The organism is Dyadobacter flavalbus, from assembly GCF_006149045.1.
Classification (GTDB): Bacteria; Bacteroidota; Bacteroidia; order Cytophagales; family Spirosomataceae; genus Dyadobacter; species Dyadobacter flavalbus.
In genome coordinates this window covers 647,576-667,912 of the sequence record NZ_VBSN01000027.1, presented here as the reverse complement: position 1 = coordinate 667,912, position 20,337 = coordinate 647,576, and the positions used below count along the sequence as shown (strand labels likewise).

Genomic DNA, 20,337 nt, shown 5'->3' with positions numbered 1-20,337 from the left:
TGTTCTACTTGGCACTGTTTTCCTTTATTTGTTCACCTGTTTTTCCAAAACGCCGTTCTCTGTTCTGGTAGGACAAAATTGCTTCATATAAGTGTTCACGTCTGAAGTCGGGCCAGAAAAGATCTTCATAGAAATACAGTTCGGCGTAAGCAAGCTGCCATAAAAGAAAATTGCTGATCCTGTGGTCGCCGCCGGTACGCAGCATCAGATCCACTTCAGGTCGTTCTTTTGTTGAAAGGTTTGCAGCCACAACATCTTCATTGATTTCTTCAGGTAGCAGGATTCCTTTCTGAACATCCTCCGCAATCTTTTTCGCAGCTCTTGTAATGTCCCATTTACCGCTGTAACCCAGTGCAAGAATCAGGTTGAGACCGGTATTCTGCTGTGTGGCGTCAATTGCTTCTTTCAATTGTATCTGACAACTGCGCGGCAGACTTTCGGTATCTCCTATCGTATCCAGTTTCACGTTATTTTTGAGCATGGTAGGAAGCTCGTTTCGGATTGACTGAACCAGCAACTCCATCAAAGCCCTTACTTCAAACTCGGGACGTGCCCAGTTTTCGGTAGAAAACGCATAGAGTGTCAAAAATGAAACTCCAAGTTCTGCACAACCTTCCGTTACTTCTCTTACGGCCTTGATCGCATTGCGATGGCCGAATATGCGTGCTGCTCCCTGGTTTTTGGCCCATCTTCCGTTACCGTCCATGATAACGGCGATGTGCTTTGGCAGATTGCCCGTATCAATGAGCTCCTTCATTATTCCTGACCTCTTTAACCTTTTTTAACAAACAATTGAACAATATTTCAGGCTTTTACCAATTCTGAGGAATTTTTATCACAATGGCATTTCAGGAATCACTTTGTCTCTCACCGATACGCAGTCTGAACCCATTTTGTTACGGAATTTAGGAAAATTCCAGAAATCAATGTGCGCCGAATAAACTTAAACCTTCTGACGAACAGTAGATTAACCTTAAAATGATAATGGAATTTAAAATCAGGGCGCAATTTAGGAATAAGTATTACGGCATCAAAATCATTATTTTCATGCTGAAGATCCTGTAACCGAATTAATTATCAAGAAGATGACGGATGACTTCTCCGTAAGTACTGCCGCTGGCGAGCTGGGATGCCCGGCGGTCGCGCATAATAACCATAAACTTGCCGTTAAAATGCTTTTGAATTTCCTTGATATGGTGTGAATTGACGATTCCTGCCCGGCTGATGCGCAAGTAATGCTGCGGCAGTTTTTCTTCCAGCGAAGTAAGCGTGTAATTCAGCAGATATTTCTGTCCGTCGAGCGTATTGAGAAAAACGTATTTTTCTTCGGCTTCAAAATGCGTGATTTCCGTTAACGGAATAAGCAGAATGCGGTCTCCTGTTTTTACGGACAGTGAAAATATTTCTTTTTTGGGCTTCATTTCTTCCAGTAACCGGATCAGATTTTCAGAATACGGATTCACGTTTCCGTTTGCATTGATCCCGGCATTTATGATATTCCTTATTTTATCAATGGTTTTGATCAGCCGCTCATTTTCCACCGGTTTTAACAGATAGTCTACGGAATTTTCTTCAAAAGCTCGGATTGCATACTGATCGTAAGCCGTTGAAAATACGACCAAAGGCATTTTGGTCAGCTTGGAAAGCATTTCAAATCCGTTCAGCAGCGGCATTTCAATATCCAGAAATATAATGTCCGGATCAAACCTGTTGATCTCGATCAGTCCTTCCGCTCCGTTTCTTGCCTCCGATACGATATAAAAAATGTCTGCATGTTTTTCCAGTAATCTGCGCAGGCGGCTCAGCGCAAGCGGTTCGTCGTCAATCAGTATTGTTTTTAACGGAAAGTTCATGATCAGTTCAGGGAAGTGTCGATTGCAGTTTTCAGGATGGAAATATTGACGGATTTGCAGGGATCATTGTGCAGTTCGAGCCTGGCATTTTCACCATAAAGCAGTTTCAGCTTGTCCTGAATGCTTTTGATTCCGTAACCGGCTCCCATATTTTCCGGAAATGCCGGCCCGTTATCACTGACGCAAAGATGCAGCCAATTATCTTTTTCGTAAATCTTTACAACAATATTTCCCTGCTCGGCCATTTTCGAAATGCCGTGCTTGATTGCATTTTCGACAATGGGCTGCAGGATAAACTTTGGAACCTGTAAAACTTTCAGCGCTGCAACCGTTACTTCCACATTGAACTTTAACCTGTCGCCAAACCTTACCTTTTCCACTTTCAGATAAGTATCCACCATTTCCAGTTCATTTTCTATGGTATCGAAATAATCGTTCGTCTTGCGGCCCGTTGTGTATCTGAAAAGCCTGGAAAGCAGTAAAGTCATTTCCTCGGCCCTGTCCGGATCATCATGCACAAGGCTTGCAATGCTGTTCAATGAATTGTACAGAAAGTGCGGATTGATCCTCGCCTGCAATGCATCGAGTTCCGCGCGGGTTTTTAGTTTTTCGAGATTCAGCAGCTGATATTCCTGATCGGAAATTTTCCTCGAAATCTGCTTTCCGGCCCGGCTGAAATAATAAAATGTATTGGCAACGATAATGGCGCCCCACATATACCAGTACCAAGGTGCATTTTGAGCGGCTTCGCTCGGGTACATAATCCTGTACTTACGAACGATATTGATGCCAAAAAAGAAGTAGATTGCAATACTCAGCGCATTATTCAGGATCAGAATGGCAAGGGAAAGTAGCAAGTGCTTGATGTAAACCTTGTCGAGGAGCATATCCAGCCACATGGTGAATTGCTGGGTAAACAAAATCGTAAAAACACCGGCTATGATATTCTGCGAAACGAGGTACTGGTATAACTTGATCCTTACCGGTTCGTGCGTATAGTAAATTTCCGCGGTGAAAAAGGCAATGGCATTGATCCCGTACAATATGATTGCACCCAGCACAATGGCGATCAGCGTTCCGATCCAGCCCTGATTCTGTATGGCTCCGATCAGATTGAAATCCAGCTTGTTCAAAGATTTCTGATGCGAAGTAAAACTGAAATTCGCTCCTTCCACCATGGCTTCCGATAAATCCACATCCGACAAACTGCTGAAACTCAGGTCTGCGTTTCTGAGATCCGTATTCCTGAACGTAGCCCGGTCCAGCGCTGAAAAACGAAGTTTGGCATTTCTGAGATTGGCGCCATCGAAGTTGATATCCTTTAAACTGGAAAAACTGAAATCTGCATTTTCCAGATCCATATTGCTGAAATCCCGTCCGTCCAGTGAGGAAGCCTTCATACGCAACCGCTTTGTTCCCTTGTCCTCCATTTTATACTGATAAAGCGTTACTGATCAACATTGCATCCGGGCTCATTTCGGTTCTTGATAAAGACACATTCAGGAAAGTATCTTATTGTTATTTTTTACGGATTTGACAGGATTTAAAAACAAAAAGGCTTCATAACTGACAGCATATGTGCTTTTTTAACACAAATCTATCAGCTATGAAGCCCGCAGCGAAATCATTTCCGACGAACTGCAGGTTTCACCGGAATGAACCTGTTTTCTTTCGGAGTGAAAGTGTATGCTTTTTTATAGTTCTTCGACCATAATGTCTTTCCAGCGTACTTTTATTCCGCCTCCGTCATGAATCTGCAATGCAATGGAACCGTTGGCAGCACCGATTTTTTCGTCATTGAAATCAACCATTTCATTTCCGTTCAGCCAGGTCTGTACTTTGTCGCCGTTCACGCGGATACGTAAGGTATTCCATTCGCCCATTTTCAGAAACCCTTCTTTTTCATCCGGAATTTTTACAAGCCATTCGCGTCCGTACGATTCGTAAACACCGCCGGTATCGTGGTTTGGCGGCGCAACTTCCACTTGCCATCCTGAAACCTTCGTGCCGTCCACGGTCGATCTGAAAAATACGCCGCTGTTACCGTTCGCTTCCTGCAGGAATTTCAGGGAAAGGTCAAAGTTCTTATAAAACTTTTCGGTAGTCAGATAACCGTATTTTTTATCCGGGCCGCTCTCACAAACCAGTTCACCGTCTTTCACGTACCATTTTTCGGTACCGTTGATTTTCCAGCCTTTCAGGTCTTTTCCGTTAAAGAGTTTTACCGGTTTTTTTTCCGGCCCGGCTGCTGGTTCCCTGACGGCAAGAAAAGCCGAATTGATGAATAAAATGGAAGCACAAACGACAACCAATTGCCTTAATTTCAACATAACATTTTTGGGATTAGGATTAAAAAATTCAGGTCAGAAATTCTGCCAGGATACATTTTCCATTAGATTTACAGAAATTTATCAATTGGAAAGCTATGAAAAAAAACCATTGCATAGAGCGTTATCTGACATTTTTTTTAATTGCTGTCCTGTTTTCAGGAGCTGTTTTTTCCTGCAAAGAAGGTGACGACGACAGAATAAAACCCAAAACAATTACCGATGTTATTCTGGAAAACGAGCAGTTCAGTATTCTGCGGGATATTATGCTTTATGCAGAAATGAGCGACGCTTTGAGGACGGACGAATTAACGGTTTTCGCGCCAAATAACAATTCATTCGGAAAGGCCGGCATTTTCAGTTCGGATGCAGTGACCGGGTTGCCGAAAGATTCCGTACGTTCATTTCTCAAAAGCCATATCATACCCAAACAAAGGCTCAGCTTTTCACAGCTTACGCCCGGCTCTCAGGTTTCACTGAATAAAAATACATTGTCAATTACCCGAATGGACAGCACGCTTTCCGTCAACAAATCGGATATTATAATCAGAAATGTGAATGCAGCCAATGGCATCATCCATGTTATAGACAGCGTTGTGGTCAGATATTAAAAAGAGGGCCGGACTGAAAATCAGTCCGGCCCTCTTTTATATGTTTGAAAATCAGAATTGCTCGGTACGGGCAAAAAAGAAATTCCCTTCAATTTCAGCATTTTCGTCTGAATCCGAACCGTGAATGGCATTGGCTTCCATAGACTTTGCATACAGTTTACGGATTGTGCCTTCCTCTGCATTGGCAGGATTTGTAGCGCCGATCAGCGTACGGAAATCAGCAACCGCATTTTCTTTTTCCAGAATAATCGGAATGATCGGCCCGGAAGACATATACTTGCATAAATTGTTGTAAAAAGGACGTTCTTTATGCACTTCATAAAACTTCCCGGCAAGTTCCGGCGTAAGCTGTGTTTTCTTCAGAGCAACAACACGGAACCCGGCTGCCTCGATCATTTTAATAATAGAACCCGTATGACCGTCAAGAACGGCATCCGGCTTAATCATGGTAAAAGTTTTATTTGTCGGCATAAGATCTGCTAAATTTATTTTGGATGCAAAACTACAATTTTTCAATTTATATTCCCGATCCTTTCATTACTAACCGTTCTGCGGTATAAAACATATACTGATAACCAGCCTTTAGTGTTTAACATTGAGCAAATCCCAACAGTTTTATTAATTTTGGGATCTCAATGAAAACAATAAATTCTCCTTTTGAATTAAATAATTGTGAATCAAGCCTTTAAGGAGTTAAGCTCTTTTTTATCCCTTCCCCAAAAAATCATAATTACGACGCATCGTGATCCGGATGCAGATGCATTGGGTTCTTCGTTGGGCTGGGCAAGTTATTTAATCAAAAAAGGTCACTATGTAACGGTTATCAGTCCGACCGAGTACACGGCCAATCTGCGCTGGCTTTCCGGTATTGAAAATGTGCTTGTTTACGAAAAGGCCGGCGATCAGGTGAAATGCAAAAGAAGAATTGAAGAGGCGACGCTGATCTGCTGCCTTGATTTTTCTGCCCTTTCGCGTCTCAAAGATCTTGGAAAAGTCGTTCAGGAAGCTGCTGCGCCCAAAATGATGATTGATCATCACCTGGAACCGGAGCAATTTGCCAAATGGATGTTCTGGGATACAACGGCGGCGGCAACTGCACAGCTTGTATATGCGCTGATTAAAGAACTGGAAGGCAACAAGCCGGCTGATGTGATTTTTGATATTCCGATGGCAGAATGCCTGTATGCAGGCATTATGACGGATACCGGCTCGTTCCGGCATGGAAATGTAACCCCGCAAGTTCATCTGGCGGTTGCTGATCTGATGCTTACGGGTTTTGATTCCAGCCGTGTTCACAGGCTGATTTATGACAATGCGCCGCTTTCCCGTCTTCAGTTTCTGGGTTATGTACTTTCTCAAAAGCTTGTTGTGCTTCCTGAGTACCGGACTGCATACATGGTCCTGACCGAATCGGAACTGCAAAGGTTCAATTCGAGTACCGGCGAAACCGAGGGAATTGTAAATTACGGACTGCAGGTTGAAAATGTTGTCATGTCCGCCATGTTTATTGAAAGAAAAGGAGAAGTGAAAATTTCATTCCGTTCGGTCGGGACATTCTCGGTAAGAGATCTTGCAAGCAGTTATTTCAACGGCGGCGGGCATAAAAATGCCTCGGGCGGAAGATCGGAACAAACAGTAAATGAAACGGTTGCAACTTTTTTAAATATTCTGCCTTTATACCAGGAAGCTCTTTTAAACGTTGACTAAACTTATATTATAACTTCAAAATCTAACCTATATTTTTTAATTAACACAATCCAATGAATCTTAAAACAATCGGTTATGCGATGGGCATAACTATTCTCGCAGCCGCTTGCAACAAATATCGTACGCAGGTTACTGAAAACGGCCTTAAATATCAGGTTTTTGAACACGAAGATGATTCAAGAAAAGCGAAGCTGGGAGATATCATGTCGTTCCATCTGGTTTTGAAAAATGGAAGCGATTCCACACTCCGCGATACATATAAAGAAGGCAATCCAGTAAAAATGGTTTTACAGGCACCGCCGTTCAAAGGCAGCTTTGAAGAAGGACTGGCCATGTTATCTGCCGGAGACAGCGCCAAATTCCTGATCAATGCGGATACCTTGTTTGCAAAAATGATGCAGCCGATGCCGCCGATGATCAAAAAAGGATCTGAACTCAGCTTTACAGTAAAAGTTCTGAGCGTACTTACTTCCGAAGAATTCCAGAAACAGCAGTCGGAAGCCAGCGGCAAGCAAAAAGGAGTTGATGCCAAAGTAATTGAAGATTATCTTGCCAAAAACAATCTGAAAGCAAAAGCACGCAAAACGGCCTCCGGTTTGTACTATATCCCTCAGGTTGAAGGTTCCGGCCCAAGCCCTGTGGCCGGCGATAACGTCAAAGTTCATTATACAGGCAAATTTCTGGATGGAAAAGAATTTGACAGCTCAAAAAACCAGGGAAAACCGCTTGACCTGCAGATTGGTGCCGGAATGGTTATTCCTGGATGGGAAGAAGGCATTATGCTGATGAAAAAAGGAGAAAAAGGATTACTGATCATTCCTTCTGGGCTTGCTTACGGACCTGAGGCTTACGGACCGATTCCGGGCAATTCTGTATTGCAGTTTGAAATGGAACTGATCGATTTCAGCAAAGGACCAGCTACGCCTGCTGCCGGACCGCAAATTGCTCCTCCCGCAAAATAATACGGATTAAAAATATTACTTTATGCGGCTGCTTCACAAAAGCAGCCGTTTTTTTGTGTAAAACATTTTGATAAAAAGATATGAAACTCTGCTTTGCGACAAATAACCTTCATAAACTTGAAGAAATACAGGCTTTACTCGGCAATCAGTTCGAACTGGTAACTTTATCCGAAATCGGCTGCAATACGGATATTCCCGAACCCTATGAAACCATTGCTGAAAATTCAAAAGCCAAAGCCGAGTTTGTCTGGAAAAACTTTGGTATCAGTTGCTTTGCGGATGATTCCGGGCTGGAAGTTGCTGCACTGAACGGAGAACCGGGTGTAAAATCTGCCCGCTATGCCGGACCTCAGCGGAATGCCGATGACAATATGGATCTACTGATTGAAAAACTTCATCATAATGATAACCGCGCATCCAGGTTTGTTACGGTAATTACACTTGTGCTGGACGGCGTTTATCATCAGTTTGAAGGCGTTGTAAACGGCCGGATTATTTCTGAAAGGCGGGGCACAAACGGTTTCGGGTATGATCCCATTTTTGTTCCGGATGGTTTTGACCGGACTTTTGCAGAAATGAGTATGCAGGAAAAGTCGGCATTGAGCCACAGAGGACTTGCATTTTCAAAACTGGTAGGCTTTTTGATGCAAGTCCGTTAGGCAAAATTTACATCATTAAACAAACAAACTATGGCCCATTTTGATATAGACGAGTACCGGATTGACGGAACAAAAAAATTCGACATTAAGAAAGCCAAAACAAGGTTCAAGGATCTTTACGACAACAGGGAAGAGTACGAAGAAATGCAGATTGAATCGGCAAAAGAAATGGATGAGCTGCAAAGTATGATGTATGCACATAACCGCTACGGTTTGCTGGTCATTTTTCAGGCGATGGATGCATCCGGTAAGGACGGAACGATCAAAAATGTAATATCCGGCGTAAATCCGGTCGGAATTAAAATCCATTCTTTTAAGCGTCCGACCGAAACGGAACTCAGCCATGATTTCTTATGGAGAACCAATCTTGTGATGCCGCAGCGAGGTACAATAACCATATTCAACCGCAGCTATTATGAAGAAGTACTGGTTGTTAAAGTAGAACCGGATATCCTTCGGAATGCGCAAAGGCTTCCGGCCGAACTTACCGACGATCTTGAAAAGGTTTTTAAAAACAGATACTCTGATATACGGAACCTTGAAAAATACCTTTATAGAAACGGCATCCGGGTCATCAAGTTCTTTCTGAATGTTTCGAAGGAAGAACAGGCCGAACGACTGATTGAAAGAATTGAGGACCCTTCCAAAAACTGGAAATTCGAAGAACAGGATGTGAAAATCCGTGATAAATGGGATGAATATATGCAGGCTTATGAAGACTGTATCAACCAGACGGCTACAAAGAAGGCGCCATGGTTTGTAATTCCGGCAGATGACAAAAAGAACATGCGCCTGACAGTTGCCAAAATTATTGTGGAAGAACTCAAAAAAATGGATATGTCATTTCCGGATGTCGGCCCTGAAAGAGCCAAAGAGTTAAGGACATATATCGATGTCATCAATAAGCAGAATGAAGCTTCCTAACAATGCATAAACCTAAGCAAATTGCACTGTTCATATAAAACAAAGAAGGCAACTGAACTGGTCAGTTGCCTTTGATAGCTATGCATGGTGTGAAGTTATTCCTTATTTCTTGATGGTGAAATTTCCGCCACCAATTTTATAACCTTCTGCATATAGTTCCACATTATATTTTCCCGGACGGAACTGGGAAGAATTATCATATAACATTTCAACTTTCTGGTTGTTGTTCTGGAAAGCTACGGATTCACGTGCTGTGAATTTTGAAGGCGCTCCATCAATTTCAAATTCTCCTGAACCAGTTGCATTATCTGCAAGGACAGCTCCTTCCGGATCAAGTACTCTTACATAGATATCTTTTGCTTCCTGTGCAGTAAGGTCATTTTCAGGAAGGTTAAATACAAGTTTGATTTTATCAACACGGCTGGATTTGTATTCGTCCTTTTCCTTTACTTTTCCTCTTGAATTTACAGTAAGGATTTTCAGGTTCTGTGCTTTCAAAGCTGCTGCTCTGCTTACTTTGGCGCTAAGCTCTTTATTTGCCTCGGTAAAAGTTACAACCGAATCAGTCAATTCTGCCTGGCGCTGAACCAGTCTTTCACGCTCGCTTGTAAGTGTTCCTACATGCGTACTAAGCGAATCGTTGGAAGCAACCAGATGCTCATTTTCAGCTTTCAGCTGCGCAATCATTTCATCCTTTTCAGCCAGGAATTTTTCGTATTCCTTGATCTTTCCAAGGTATTTGTTTGTTTCGACTTTCTTGCTTCTGCTGAACGCCAGCTTGTCTTTTTCAAGTTGCTCCTTAACCTTTGTAAGCTCCGTTACGTCACCGCCAAGTCTTTCGATCTCAGCAATTTTGGAATCAAGAACGGTTGAAATAGAATCAAGTTTAGTTTTGGTCACAGCCAATTCTCTGGCTTTTTCAACAACCAATGATTCCTGCTGTGTGAGTTCACTTTTTTGTGTGGTAAACAAATAGCCGAACATAGCTGTTGCTAATCCAAGGACAACTACCATTGCCCATGCTATACTTTGCTTATTTTTTTGTTCTGGTTGCATTGATTTAAAGATTTACTTAATGGTTTGGTTTACATGTTAAAAGAAACACTTCAAGTCTCATGACTGTACCAACTTAGCTTCTAAATTTATGCCTGTTAAAATAAAGATGAGAAAAGATGTAACCAAAGTGCCATAAACCGGCATAAAACCAATACTACAAATGTGCATAACCTTGTACTTTGGCTTATTCCTGATAAAAAGGCTGAATCAAAAAATTCTGGAACCCGGCATCGTAAAATTATATTATGCAATTTGTTTTGGGTAAAGTTTCCCCAATCTATGGAGCAACAGAACAATCATTCACAAAAATCAAACCTGTTATAATCCTATTTTTGCAGAAATATCAAATGACTTCGGATCCATCATTAACAGTTTTTGATGACCTTTTACCGAGTAGGAAACTGGATGCCATTCATTATTTTTATTCGCAAAAGTTAATTCAATGTATTTTTCAGAATTATATATCTTGTTTTCAGATTTAATCAGCGCCTGAATGAAGTAAGGCTGTTTCTGCAAGGTATCCATCCTGATCTTCAGAAAGCGTACATTCAGGTCTTCTCCGTTCCTGATCACATATTCCAATTCCGATTCGCTTCTTTTAACAGTGGAATAACTGTTCTTGAATGCGGGCTTATTGATGTCGGCCTGCATAAACAATTCAAGTTCTTTCTGCCAATTTATGCTCGCGGTTGAACTTACTTCTTTTTTGCCGTTCAGTACAATCGTTTTTGTAACCTTCGGCTTTCTTTCACTCAGGTAAACAATTTGATTCTCGATCAATCCCTTTAAATCAAAATAGGTATTTGCCGTCCTTTCTTCCTCCTTGTTTCTACATGCGAAAATAAAAGTACTCAGGACAAGAATGATTAATGTTATACAGTGCTTAAAAGCTAGGTTTGGTAAAGCGTTCTTGTGTATACGGTACATTATGTGCAATTAAACTTCAATTGTGAACATCAACTAAAAAAACAGAGAGCCCGTAAACGGACTCTCTGAAATCAACATCATTTGAAACGGTTAAGTTTACAAAATACTTGTTCCTGTCATTTCTGCCGGCTGGGAAATTTCCATTAATTGCAAAATAGTCGGTGCAACATCGGCAAGTTTTCCGTTTTTCAAAGGATTCCGGTACGTTTCATCCACCAGAATGCAAGGCACCAGATTCAGAGAATGCGCAGTATTGGGCGAGCCGTCGTCATTGGTCATATAGTCGGAATTACCGTGATCTGCAATGATTATGGAAGAATACCCGTGTTCCAGCCCTGTTGTAACAACAGCCTGCACACATTGATCAACTGTTTCGCAAGCTTTTACAGCTGCTTCAAAAACACCCGTATGGCCGACCATATCCGGATTTGCAAAATTCAGACAAACAAAATCAACTTCTTCCTTTACCAGCTCAGGAATGATGATATCCCGGATACAAAATGCAGACATTTCAGGCTGCAAATCGTAAGTGGCAACTTTTGGTGACGGGCAAAGCAAACGGCTTTCTCCTTCAAAGGGCTTTTCACGGCCGCCGGAAAAGAAGAAAGTAACATGCGGATATTTTTCAGTTTCTGCAATCCGGATCTGTTTTTTACCGGCTGCTTCCAGCACTTCACCCAAGGTATTATTAAGATTATCCTTGTCGAAAATAACATCAACGCCCTTATAAGTATCATCATAGTTGGTCATGGTGATATATTTAAGGTTCAGCTTATGCATGTTCTGTTCATGAAAATCCTGCTGTGTAAGCACTTCTGTTATTTCTCTTCCGCGGTCAGTACGGAAATTAAAGCACAACACAACATCGCCGTCCTCAATCACTGCTACCGGCGTTCCGTCATGGTTTGTTGCAATAATAGGCAATATAAATTCATCCGTTACGCCTTCTTCATACGATTCCTTGATGGTATTCAGAATGTCCTCAGCCGGAACATGCTTTCCTTCCGCATGCACCATGGCGTCATAAGCAAGTTTGACACGCTCCCATCTTTTATCCCGGTCCATGGCGTAATACCGCCCGGTTATGCTCGCTATCTGTCCGCTGGTCAGTGACATGGATTCCTGAAGTTCTGTCAGAAAGCCGAGTCCGCTTTTCGGATCACAATCTCTTCCATCTGTAAAAGCATGAACAAAAACCTTGGGCAGTCCTTTGTCAGCAGCGATTTTACAAAGTCCTTTTAAATGATCAATATGAGAATGCACACCGCCATCGGAAACCAGCCCGATAAAGTGTACTTTCTTATCGTTACTTTTAGCATAATCCAGTGCATTGACGAGTACAGGTTCGTTGCCCAGCGTTCCTTCTGAAACGGCCAGATTGATTTTTACAAGATCCTGATAAACGACCCGTCCTGCGCCCAAATTGGTATGGCCTACTTCTGAATTACCCATTTGGCCGTCCGGCAAACCTACTGCCAAACCGCTGGCTTCCAATTTGCTGTGTGAATATTTTTGCAAAATACTATCGTAAAAAGGCGTATTTGCAGCAATGACAGCTGACCGGCTTTCTTCACCGGACTTGGCGATGCCCCAGCCGTCCATGATTATGAGAATTACTTTCTTGCTCAATGTTTTATGAAAATTAAATATGATCTGATGTTGAAAGTTTTCAGAAAGCTACTCGTCTTTTTTACTCTCAACAGGCTGATTATTTTCGTCTACTATGACATAAACCTCTTCATTGGGCTTGCGCATCATAAACTTTTCCCTCGCCCATTTTTCAAGCATTTTCGGGTTTCCAAAAACTTCGTTTCTTTCCTTTTTGACCTGCCGGATTTTGGTTAACAGAATACTTTTTTCCTTTTCCAGCTCTTTCATTTTCATTCTGTTCGACATGACAATCCGCATGTTGTTATTGTCAAGAAACAAGATCCAGACCAGCCATGCGAGAAGCGTGGCGATATAGAAATTTTTCAAAGATTGCAAAGTCCAGAATGATCCGTTTTTCATCAGCTTGCCCGGAAACGAAAACCGGAGCTTTTGGCTCCGGTTATTCTTTGTTGATTAAAATTTTAGTCCAGGGAAATAAGCGCTTTCGCCAAGCTCCTCTTCAATACGCAGCAACTGATTGTATTTTGCCATACGATCCGAACGTGAAGCAGAACCTGTTTTGATCTGGCCTGTGTTCAATGCTACTGCCAAATCCGCAATCGTTGCGTCTTCGGTTTCACCTGAACGGTGCGACATGATCGTTTTATAGCTGTTTCTTTTTGCAAGGTTCACTGTATTGATCGTTTCGGTCAGTGATCCGATCTGATTTACTTTAACCAGAATCGAGTTTGCAATTTGAGATTCAATTCCCTGCTGAAGACGTGTTACGTTTGTTACAAATAAATCGTCGCCTACAAGCTGGCATTTTTTACCGATAGAATCGGTCAATGTTTTCCATCCTGCCCAGTCATCTTCATCCATTCCGTCTTCAATCGAAATGATTGGATATTTGCTCACCCACTGTGTCCAGTAATCAGCCATTTCATCGGAGCTGAGTTTACGGCCATCCGATTTTTTGAAGTGGTACAATCCATCTTCATAAAATTCAGAAACAGCTGCATCCATTGCGATGAATATTTCTTCACCCGGCTTGTATCCTGCCTTTTCAATAGCCTGAAGTACTACTTCGATCGCTTCTTCATTGGATTTGATGTTGGGTGCAAAACCGCCTTCATCTCCTACGTTTGTAGAATATCCCTTACTTTTCAAAACGGTTTTCAGCGTATGGAAAACTTCCACCCCCATTCTCAACGCCTGTGAAAAAGTATCTGCTTTGGCAGGCATGATCATGAACTCCTGAAAATCGATTGAGTTATCCGCATGACTACCGCCGTTCAGGATATTCATCATAGGTACAGGAAGCGTATTTGCGTTCGTGCCGCCAACGTATCTGTACAAAGGAAGATTTGCTTCCAGTGCAGCCGCTTTGGCAGCAGCCAGTGAAACGCCTAAAACAGCATTCGCGCCTAATTTTGCTTTGTTTGGAGTACCGTCAAGTTCGAGCATGATTTTGTCAATCAGATTTTGCTCAAAAACGGAACAGCCTATAAGTTCAGGGAAAATAATGTCATTTACATTTTCAATGGCTTTTAAAACTCCTTTTCCAACATATACACTTTTATCATCATCACGAAGTTCAACGGCTTCATGCTTTCCGGTGGAGGCACCAGATGGAACAGCAGCGCGTCCTAAATAACCATTTTCGGTACGAATATCTACTTCTATTGTTGGGTTTCCTCTTGAATCCAGAATTTGTCTTGCATGTACTGATTGAATCGTACTCATTTGCAGCTTGCGGTTTGATTAGAATTGAATATGTTAACGCCACAAAATAACACAAAAAAATTGTCATACATAAACCTCAATTCACTTTAGCTGAAATTTACACGGCTGTAAACGGGATCGTACGAAGGAAAATAAATCTGGTGTTTTCAAACGGTTTTCCCTTTTCTGCATCAAACCTGTTTCCGGTTACCGGTAGGTATCCAACAGATTATTCCGGCAAGTTTTGTTTGTACTCTTATAAATAAAAATCCCTCTTTAAAGGAGGGATTTTTATTTAACTGGCTCTTAAAAGCTTTATAAATTCATCAAAAAGGTACCTGGAATCATGTGGTCCCGGCGATGCTTCCGGGTGATACTGCACGGAGAATGCCGGATAATCTTTTCTTCGGATTCCTTCAACCGTTTTGTCGTTCAGATTGACATGCGTTATTTCTATATCGGGGTGACTTGCTATTGCATCCGGATCAACTGCAAAACCATGATTCTGGGATGTAATCTCACAAAGTCCGGTTACAAGATTTTTAACCGGGTGATTCAGCCCACGGTGCCCATGATGCATTTTATAGGTATTGATTCCGCTGGACAAAGCCAAAAGCTGGTGACCAAGGCAAATTCCAAAAAGCGGCTTGCTTGTTTTAATCATCTGATTTACGCTTTCTACGGCATAAAGCATTGCAGACGGATCTCCTGGCCCGTTTGAGATAAAGAATCCATCGGGCTGCCATTCCATTACTTGCTCAAAAGGTGTTTTTGCAGGAAAAACCTTGCAGTAACAACCTCTGGATGTCAGATTTTTAAGAATGCTTTTCTTGATCCCATAATCCATAACTGCGATTCTCCATTGGCTGCCTGCTTCTTCTCCTACAAAATAAGGTTGCTCCGTTGTAACCTCTGAGGAAAGCTCCAGCCCGTCCATAGATGGAATTTTGAGAAGTTCTTCCATAAGCAGTTTCTCATCCAGGATTTCGGATGATATGATTGCGTTCATCACACCTTTTTGCCTTACATGGCGAACAAGATGCCTAGTATCTACATTACTAACACCTACAATATTTGCTCTTTCAAAGTATTCCTGTAAGGAAAAATCTGCAGTGTGGCGGGAATAAATAGGCGAGAATGTATTACAAACCATTCCACGGATCTTAACCGATGCAGATTCCTCTTCATCTTCAAGCTGAACGCCGTAATTACCAATGTGTGAGTTGGTATTTACAATAATCTGTCCATAATATGAAGGGTCAGTATAAATTTCCTGATAGCCTGTCATACCCGTATTAAAGCATATTTCGCCGCCTGTGGTTCCGCTTTTTCCCAAAGCAAGACCTTTGTATACGGTTCCGTCTTCAAGTAACAGCAGAGCTTCCTTTTTTTGACTCATAATTATCAAATCTTTTTATCTTCCTATTTGACAAATAATTCGGTTTGTTAAACCGGGTGCAAAATTAATTAATTATGCCCATAAAAAAGGGTTAAACGAAAACGTTTAACCCTTTTTAGTTATATTGTAATATAATCACCAGAAATTTTACTCTTTATCAGCATTTTCAGATGATTCGGTAGTGCCTTCTTCTGTCTTTGGCTGTTCTGCTTCAGGCTCAGTTTCTGCAACAATTGGATGATCTTCCTTTTTAACAGCTGCAACGCCTTCTTCAGTTCCCTCGCCTTTTCTTCCGCCTCTTCTGCTGCGACGGGTTTTTGCAGGTTTGTCAGCATTTGCAAGCAGTAATGCGTCATTGAAATCAACCAACTCGATTAAAGCTGTTTCAGCAGCATCACCAAGTCTGTTCCCAAGCTTGATAATACGCGTATAACCGCCCGGACGAGCTGCAATTTTATCAGAAACAGCACCAAAAAGTTTTTTTGTAGATTCTTTATCATTCAGATATGAAAATACAATTCTTCTGTTGTGTGTTGAATCTTCTTTTGCACGTGTCAGCAGGGGTTCAACGTATTTACGCAGTTCCTTTGCCTTTGCAAGTGTTGTTTCAATTCTTTTGTGAAGAATCAAAGAGGAAGCCATGTTGGAAAGCATTGCCTTGCGGTGAGATGCTGTTCTTCCTAAATGATTATCTTTCTTACCGTGTCTCATTGTTTTGTTGTTTAGTTGCTTCGAGCTGCGGCCAGCGCGCTACAGAATACATACTTATTATGGAATATTTAATTAATCTTCGTCCAAACGATATTTGGCAACGTCCATTCCAAATGTGAGCTGTTTATCAGCTACAAGCTGTTCAAGCTCAGTCAATGATTTTTTTCCGAAGTTGCGGAATTTCATCATATCCGAAATTTCAAGTCTTACCAGATCCCCAAGTGACTTAACATCTGCGGATTTCAAGCAGTTGTAAGCACGTACGGAAAGATCGAGTTCGGAAAGAGAAGTTTTCAAAAGTTTTCTCATTCTTAACATCTCTTCGTCCACCTGGTTATCTTCTTCAGCTTTCTGCTTTTCAAACGTCATAGTCTGATCAGAGAACAGCATAAAGTGTTGTATCAGAATATTTGCAGCACCTTTCAATGCATCTTCCGGATGGATGGAACCATCAGTTTGAATATCAATCAAGAGCCTTTCATAATCTGTACGTTGCTCAACACGTGTATTTTCAACACTATATTTTACATTTTTGATAGGTGTGTAAATAGAATCCACAGCTATGTAACCAAATGGCAATTCATTTGCACGTGGTTCATCAGCTGGAACATATCCTCTGCCTTTATCCAAAAGAAGTTCCATTTCGAACTCTTTCTGGTCATCTATATGACAAATAACTTGATCTGGATTTAAAACTTCAAATGCATTTGTAAATTTACCAATATCACCTGCAGTAATAACAGAGACATTCTTAAGGTTAACAACGATTCTGCTTTCGTTCAGATCAGAAACTTTTTTAAAACGAACCATTTTGAGGTTCAGGATGATTTCTGTAACATCCTCAACGATACCTTCGATAGATGAAAATTCGTGAAGAACACCAGGAAACTTCACGCTCGTAATGGCATAACCTTCCAGAGAAGAAAGAAGTATTCTGCGCAACGCATTCCCAATTGTTACACCGTATCCTTTCTCTAGAGGCTTAAACTCAAACAACCCGTGAAAGTCGTCTGCTTTTTCCATGACGACCTTATCAGGCATTTGGAAAGCTAATATTGACATAGTCCTTGCTCCTTTTATAGTAGTAAATGATAGTTGATCACGCTACCGTTACCTTTGCGATCGCAAAAAAGCCGTTTCCGGCCAAAAGCACGTCTGGAAAACCAGACGCGCCGTAATGAGAAGATATTATTTAGAATATAATTCAACGATAAGCTGCTCGTTGATATTTTCAGGAATTTGTTCCCGTTCTGGAAAAGTTACGAACTTTCCGGTCAGTTGCTGACCATCCCATTCGAGCCAGTTGAATCCTTTGGAGCTGTGTCCGGCAAGACTGTCAGCAACTGCTTCAAGAGACTTGGATTTCTCACGTACAGTTACAACCTGGCCAGGACGTAAAGAATAAGAAGGAATATTTACAATTTCACCATCTACAAGTATATGCTTGTGAGATACTAACTGACGTGCAGCACGTCTTGTAGGAGCAATACCCAGGCGGTAAACAGTATTATCTAAACGAGCTTCGCAAAATTTCAGGAGATTCTCACCTGTAATACCTTCTTTTACAGAAGCTTTTTCAAACAAATTACGGAACTGTCTTTCAAGTATACCGTAAATAAACTTCACCTTCTGCTTTTCCATAAGCTGTAAAGCATATTCCGACTTCTTGGAACGGCGACCCTTTCCGTGTACTCCGGGAGGATAATTTTTCTTAGCAAGAGCTTTGCTGGGTCCCATGATGGGTTCACCGTAACGTCTTGCAATTTTTGATTTGGGACCTGTATAACGTGCCATTAAAACATTTTGATTATTAATAATTAAAAAACCATTCAGTAACCCCAGTGTCCAAATTACGAATGGGAACTATGCCGAATAACTATACTCTGCGACGTTTTGGAGGACGGCAGCCATTATGTGGCAGCGGAGTAATATCCCGGATAGTAGTAACTTCTATACCCGCATTTTGTATTGTACGAATAGCAGATTCGCGGCCGGAACCCGGACCTTTAACAAAAACTTCCGCTTTACGCATACCAAGGTCAAAAGCTACCTGTGCACAGCTTTGTGCTGCAGTCTGAGCTGCATAAGGAGTGTTTTTCTTAGATCCGCGAAATCCCATTTTACCGGCAGAACCCCAGGATATAACCTGTCCGTTGCTGTTAGTAATAGAAATAATAATATTGTTAAAGGAAGCCTTGATATGTACCTGGCCAACTGGCTCAACTACAACAACTCTCTTTTTTGCCTTATCTTTTCTTTTATTTTGTGCCATTGCTTGTTGAATAAGGTGTGGCATTCAGCATACCACCACTCATTGTTTATTTAGTAGCCTTTTTCTTGTTCGCAATTGTTTTACGCTTGCCTTTACGTGTACGAGAATTGTTCTTCGTTCTTTGACCACGTAACGGAAGTCCTTTACGATGACGAAGACCACGGTAACAAGCAATATCCATCAAACGTTTGATGCTCAACTGCACTTCAGATTTAAGAGCACCTTCTACTTTGTATTCACCTGCTATTACTGCGCGAACTGCACCCGATTCTTCATCAGACCAGTCAATGACTTTCTTATCAACATCTACACCAGCCTTATCAAGTATTTTTTTGGCAGAACTACGTCCAATACCAAAGATATAAGTTAGTGAGATTTCGCCCCTTTTACGATCGGGAATATCTACTCCAGAAATACGTGCCATAATAATTAACCTTGTCTTTGTTTATACCGTGGGTTCTTCTTGTTGATCACATATACTTTACCCTTGCGGCGTATAACTTTGCAGTCTTCACTGCGTTTTTTTACTGATGCTTTGACTTTCATCTCTATATACTTATATGTTACTTTCTATAACCTAAAATTACTTATAACGGTAAGTTATTCTTGCTTTTGATAAATCGTACGGAGACATTTCCAACTTCACTCTGTCACCTGGCAGAATTTTAATGTAATGCATCCTCATTTTTCCAGATATGTGTGCAATTACTTCATGCTTGTTTTCAAGAACTACCCGAAACATTGCATTAGAAAGTGCTTCTAAAATTACTCCGTCCTGTTCAATTGATGCTTGTTTTGCCATTCGTAGGTTTAATTGCTATACTTCGACCATCAAACTTGTATTGGCCGTTACTTTTTCAATGTAATCGAAAGTTGTAAGTATTTCCGCTTTACCTTTTCGCACTACAACTGTATGTTCAAAATGAGCTGACGGTTTTCTGTCTGTTGTTCTGATAGTCCAGCCATCACGCTCCTGCATTACCGTTTTATTTCCCAGATTGATCATTGGCTCAATAGCCAGAACCATTCCTTCTTTTAGTCTGATACCTTTTCCCCGTTTGCCATAATTTGGTACTTCAGGGCCTTCATGAAGATCTCTGCCAACACCATGGCCAACAAGTTCACGAACAACAGTATAACCTCTTTCTTCAACATAACTTTGGACTGCATGTCCAACATCTCCCATACGTAAACCGTCAATTGCCTGATCAATTCCTTTGTAAAGAGATTTTTTCGTCGTGCTGAGAAGATCCATCACTTCTTTTGAAACTTCTCCAACTGGATAGGTGTAAGCACTGTCACTATGAAAGCCATTAAGCTTTACACCACAATCAATTGATACTATATCGCCTTCTTTCAGACTGTAATTACCAGGAATTCCATGAACAACAACTTCATTTACGGATATACAAAGAGAAGCCGGAAATTTATTGAAGCCCTTAAATGAAGGAATACCACCGTAATCTCTGATATACTCCTCAGCAACTGCATCCAGTTTACTTGTAGCAACACCCGGTTTAACCCAAAGAGCTACTTCTGCATGTGCTTTACCCAAAATTTGGGCACTTTCTTTTATAAGATCTATTTCTCCTTCAGTCTTAAGATAAATCATGA

General features: G+C 41.4%; 24 protein-coding genes. 5 read left to right on the top strand and 19 right to left on the bottom strand.

Annotated features, from left to right (window positions below; genetic code table 11):
• Nucleotides 1–4: 4 nt before the first annotated feature.
• The 4 genes from uppS to FEM33_RS08085 form a co-directional block, all read right to left on the bottom strand.
• Nucleotides 5–757, bottom strand: coding sequence for an undecaprenyl pyrophosphate synthase (gene uppS, locus FEM33_RS08100; RefSeq protein WP_139011535.1), 753 nt, complete (start codon nt 755–757; stop codon nt 5–7).
• A 313-nt stretch (nt 758–1,070) separates the two neighbouring features.
• Entirely contained in the window at nt 1,071–1,853 is a 783-nt protein-coding gene (locus FEM33_RS08095; RefSeq protein WP_139011534.1) for a LytR/AlgR family response regulator transcription factor, read from the bottom strand.
• A gap of 2 nt (nt 1,854–1,855) precedes the next feature.
• Nucleotides 1,856–3,253 (bottom strand): histidine kinase, encoded by a 1,398-nt coding sequence (locus FEM33_RS08090; RefSeq protein ID WP_310588812.1) that lies wholly within the window; start codon nt 3,251–3,253, stop codon nt 1,856–1,858.
• A gap of 294 nt (nt 3,254–3,547) precedes the next feature.
• Complete coding sequence (locus FEM33_RS08085; protein ID WP_139011532.1) at nt 3,548–4,183, bottom strand: 3-keto-disaccharide hydrolase; 636 nt, start codon at nt 4,181–4,183, stop codon at nt 3,548–3,550.
• Between the two features lie 95 nt (nt 4,184–4,278).
• Here FEM33_RS08085 and FEM33_RS08080 point away from each other — a divergent pair, with 95 nt between their 5' ends.
• Complete coding sequence (locus tag FEM33_RS08080; protein WP_139011531.1) at nt 4,279–4,791, top strand: fasciclin domain-containing protein; 513 nt, start codon at nt 4,279–4,281, stop codon at nt 4,789–4,791.
• A 51-nt stretch (nt 4,792–4,842) separates the two neighbouring features.
• On the opposite strand, the gene FEM33_RS08075 is transcribed toward FEM33_RS08080, so the two are convergent.
• Nucleotides 4,843–5,262 (bottom strand): nucleoside-diphosphate kinase, encoded by a 420-nt coding sequence (locus FEM33_RS08075; protein WP_139011530.1) that lies wholly within the window; start codon nt 5,260–5,262, stop codon nt 4,843–4,845.
• Nucleotides 5,263–5,463: 201 nt separating this feature from the next.
• Here FEM33_RS08075 and FEM33_RS08070 point away from each other — a divergent pair, with 201 nt between their 5' ends.
• The 4 genes from FEM33_RS08070 (at nt 5,464) to FEM33_RS08055 (ending at nt 9,043) form a co-directional block, all read left to right on the top strand.
• Nucleotides 5,464–6,498, top strand: a complete 1,035-nt coding sequence (locus FEM33_RS08070; protein ID WP_139011529.1) for a DHH family phosphoesterase — start codon at nt 5,464–5,466, stop codon at nt 6,496–6,498.
• A gap of 53 nt (nt 6,499–6,551) precedes the next feature.
• Nucleotides 6,552–7,460 (top strand): FKBP-type peptidyl-prolyl cis-trans isomerase, encoded by a 909-nt coding sequence (locus tag FEM33_RS08065; RefSeq protein WP_139011528.1) that lies wholly within the window; start codon nt 6,552–6,554, stop codon nt 7,458–7,460.
• Nucleotides 7,461–7,540: 80 nt separating this feature from the next.
• Nucleotides 7,541–8,119: an RdgB/HAM1 family non-canonical purine NTP pyrophosphatase gene (gene rdgB / locus FEM33_RS08060; protein ID WP_139011527.1), complete on the top strand. Its 579-nt coding sequence runs from the start codon at nt 7,541–7,543 to the stop codon at nt 8,117–8,119.
• 30 nt (nt 8,120–8,149) lie between these two features.
• Nucleotides 8,150–9,043, top strand: a complete 894-nt coding sequence (locus FEM33_RS08055) for a polyphosphate kinase 2 family protein (protein WP_139011526.1) — start codon at nt 8,150–8,152, stop codon at nt 9,041–9,043.
• Nucleotides 9,044–9,145: 102 nt separating this feature from the next.
• Here the strand turns inward: FEM33_RS08055 and FEM33_RS08050 are convergent, their stop codons facing one another.
• From FEM33_RS08050 to map, 14 genes are all read right to left on the bottom strand, one after another.
• Nucleotides 9,146–10,027, bottom strand: coding sequence for a DUF8428 domain-containing protein (locus tag FEM33_RS08050; protein WP_229214140.1), 882 nt, complete (start codon nt 10,025–10,027; stop codon nt 9,146–9,148).
• 390 nt (nt 10,028–10,417) lie between these two features.
• Nucleotides 10,418–10,879, bottom strand: coding sequence for a hypothetical protein (locus tag FEM33_RS08045; RefSeq protein WP_139011524.1), 462 nt, complete (start codon nt 10,877–10,879; stop codon nt 10,418–10,420).
• Nucleotides 10,880–11,122: 243 nt separating this feature from the next.
• Nucleotides 11,123–12,655 carry a 2,3-bisphosphoglycerate-independent phosphoglycerate mutase gene (gpmI, locus tag FEM33_RS08040; RefSeq protein WP_139011523.1) on the bottom strand — a complete coding sequence of 511 codons (1,533 nt, stop codon included), beginning with the start codon at nt 12,653–12,655 and terminating at the stop codon, nt 11,123–11,125.
• 48 nt (nt 12,656–12,703) lie between these two features.
• On the bottom strand, nt 12,704–13,036 hold the full coding sequence (locus FEM33_RS08035) for an FtsB family cell division protein (protein ID WP_138282781.1): 333 nt from the start codon (nt 13,034–13,036) through the stop codon (nt 12,704–12,706).
• Between the two features lie 54 nt (nt 13,037–13,090).
• Nucleotides 13,091–14,362 carry a phosphopyruvate hydratase gene (gene eno / locus FEM33_RS08030; protein ID WP_139011522.1) on the bottom strand — a complete coding sequence of 424 codons (1,272 nt, stop codon included), beginning with the start codon at nt 14,360–14,362 and terminating at the stop codon, nt 13,091–13,093.
• A gap of 274 nt (nt 14,363–14,636) precedes the next feature.
• Nucleotides 14,637–15,740, bottom strand: a complete 1,104-nt coding sequence (gene carA / locus FEM33_RS08025) for a glutamine-hydrolyzing carbamoyl-phosphate synthase small subunit (RefSeq protein WP_201747706.1) — start codon at nt 15,738–15,740, stop codon at nt 14,637–14,639.
• Nucleotides 15,741–15,887: 147 nt separating this feature from the next.
• Nucleotides 15,888–16,451, bottom strand: coding sequence for a 50S ribosomal protein L17 (gene rplQ, locus FEM33_RS08020; RefSeq protein ID WP_139011521.1), 564 nt, complete (start codon nt 16,449–16,451; stop codon nt 15,888–15,890).
• A 72-nt stretch (nt 16,452–16,523) separates the two neighbouring features.
• Entirely contained in the window at nt 16,524–17,513 is a 990-nt protein-coding gene (locus tag FEM33_RS08015) for a DNA-directed RNA polymerase subunit alpha (protein WP_026631251.1), read from the bottom strand.
• A gap of 126 nt (nt 17,514–17,639) precedes the next feature.
• Complete coding sequence (gene rpsD / locus FEM33_RS08010) at nt 17,640–18,245, bottom strand: 30S ribosomal protein S4 (protein WP_138282778.1); 606 nt, start codon at nt 18,243–18,245, stop codon at nt 17,640–17,642.
• 82 nt (nt 18,246–18,327) lie between these two features.
• Nucleotides 18,328–18,723: a 30S ribosomal protein S11 gene (gene rpsK / locus FEM33_RS08005; protein ID WP_138282777.1), complete on the bottom strand. Its 396-nt coding sequence runs from the start codon at nt 18,721–18,723 to the stop codon at nt 18,328–18,330.
• A 46-nt stretch (nt 18,724–18,769) separates the two neighbouring features.
• A complete protein-coding gene (gene rpsM, locus FEM33_RS08000) occupies nt 18,770–19,147 on the bottom strand; it encodes a 30S ribosomal protein S13 (RefSeq protein WP_138282776.1) in 378 nt (125 codons plus the stop codon).
• A gap of 5 nt (nt 19,148–19,152) precedes the next feature.
• Complete coding sequence (ykgO, locus tag FEM33_RS07995) at nt 19,153–19,269, bottom strand: type B 50S ribosomal protein L36 (protein ID WP_015813811.1); 117 nt, start codon at nt 19,267–19,269, stop codon at nt 19,153–19,155.
• A gap of 37 nt (nt 19,270–19,306) precedes the next feature.
• Nucleotides 19,307–19,525 carry a translation initiation factor IF-1 gene (gene infA, locus FEM33_RS07990; protein ID WP_015813810.1) on the bottom strand — a complete coding sequence of 73 codons (219 nt, stop codon included), beginning with the start codon at nt 19,523–19,525 and terminating at the stop codon, nt 19,307–19,309.
• 15 nt (nt 19,526–19,540) lie between these two features.
• The gene (gene map, locus FEM33_RS07985) at nt 19,541–20,335 is read right to left on the bottom strand and encodes a type I methionyl aminopeptidase (RefSeq protein WP_139011520.1); all 795 of its coding nucleotides are present in this window, start codon (nt 20,333–20,335) and stop codon (nt 19,541–19,543) included.
• Nucleotides 20,336–20,337 lie beyond the last annotated feature (2 nt).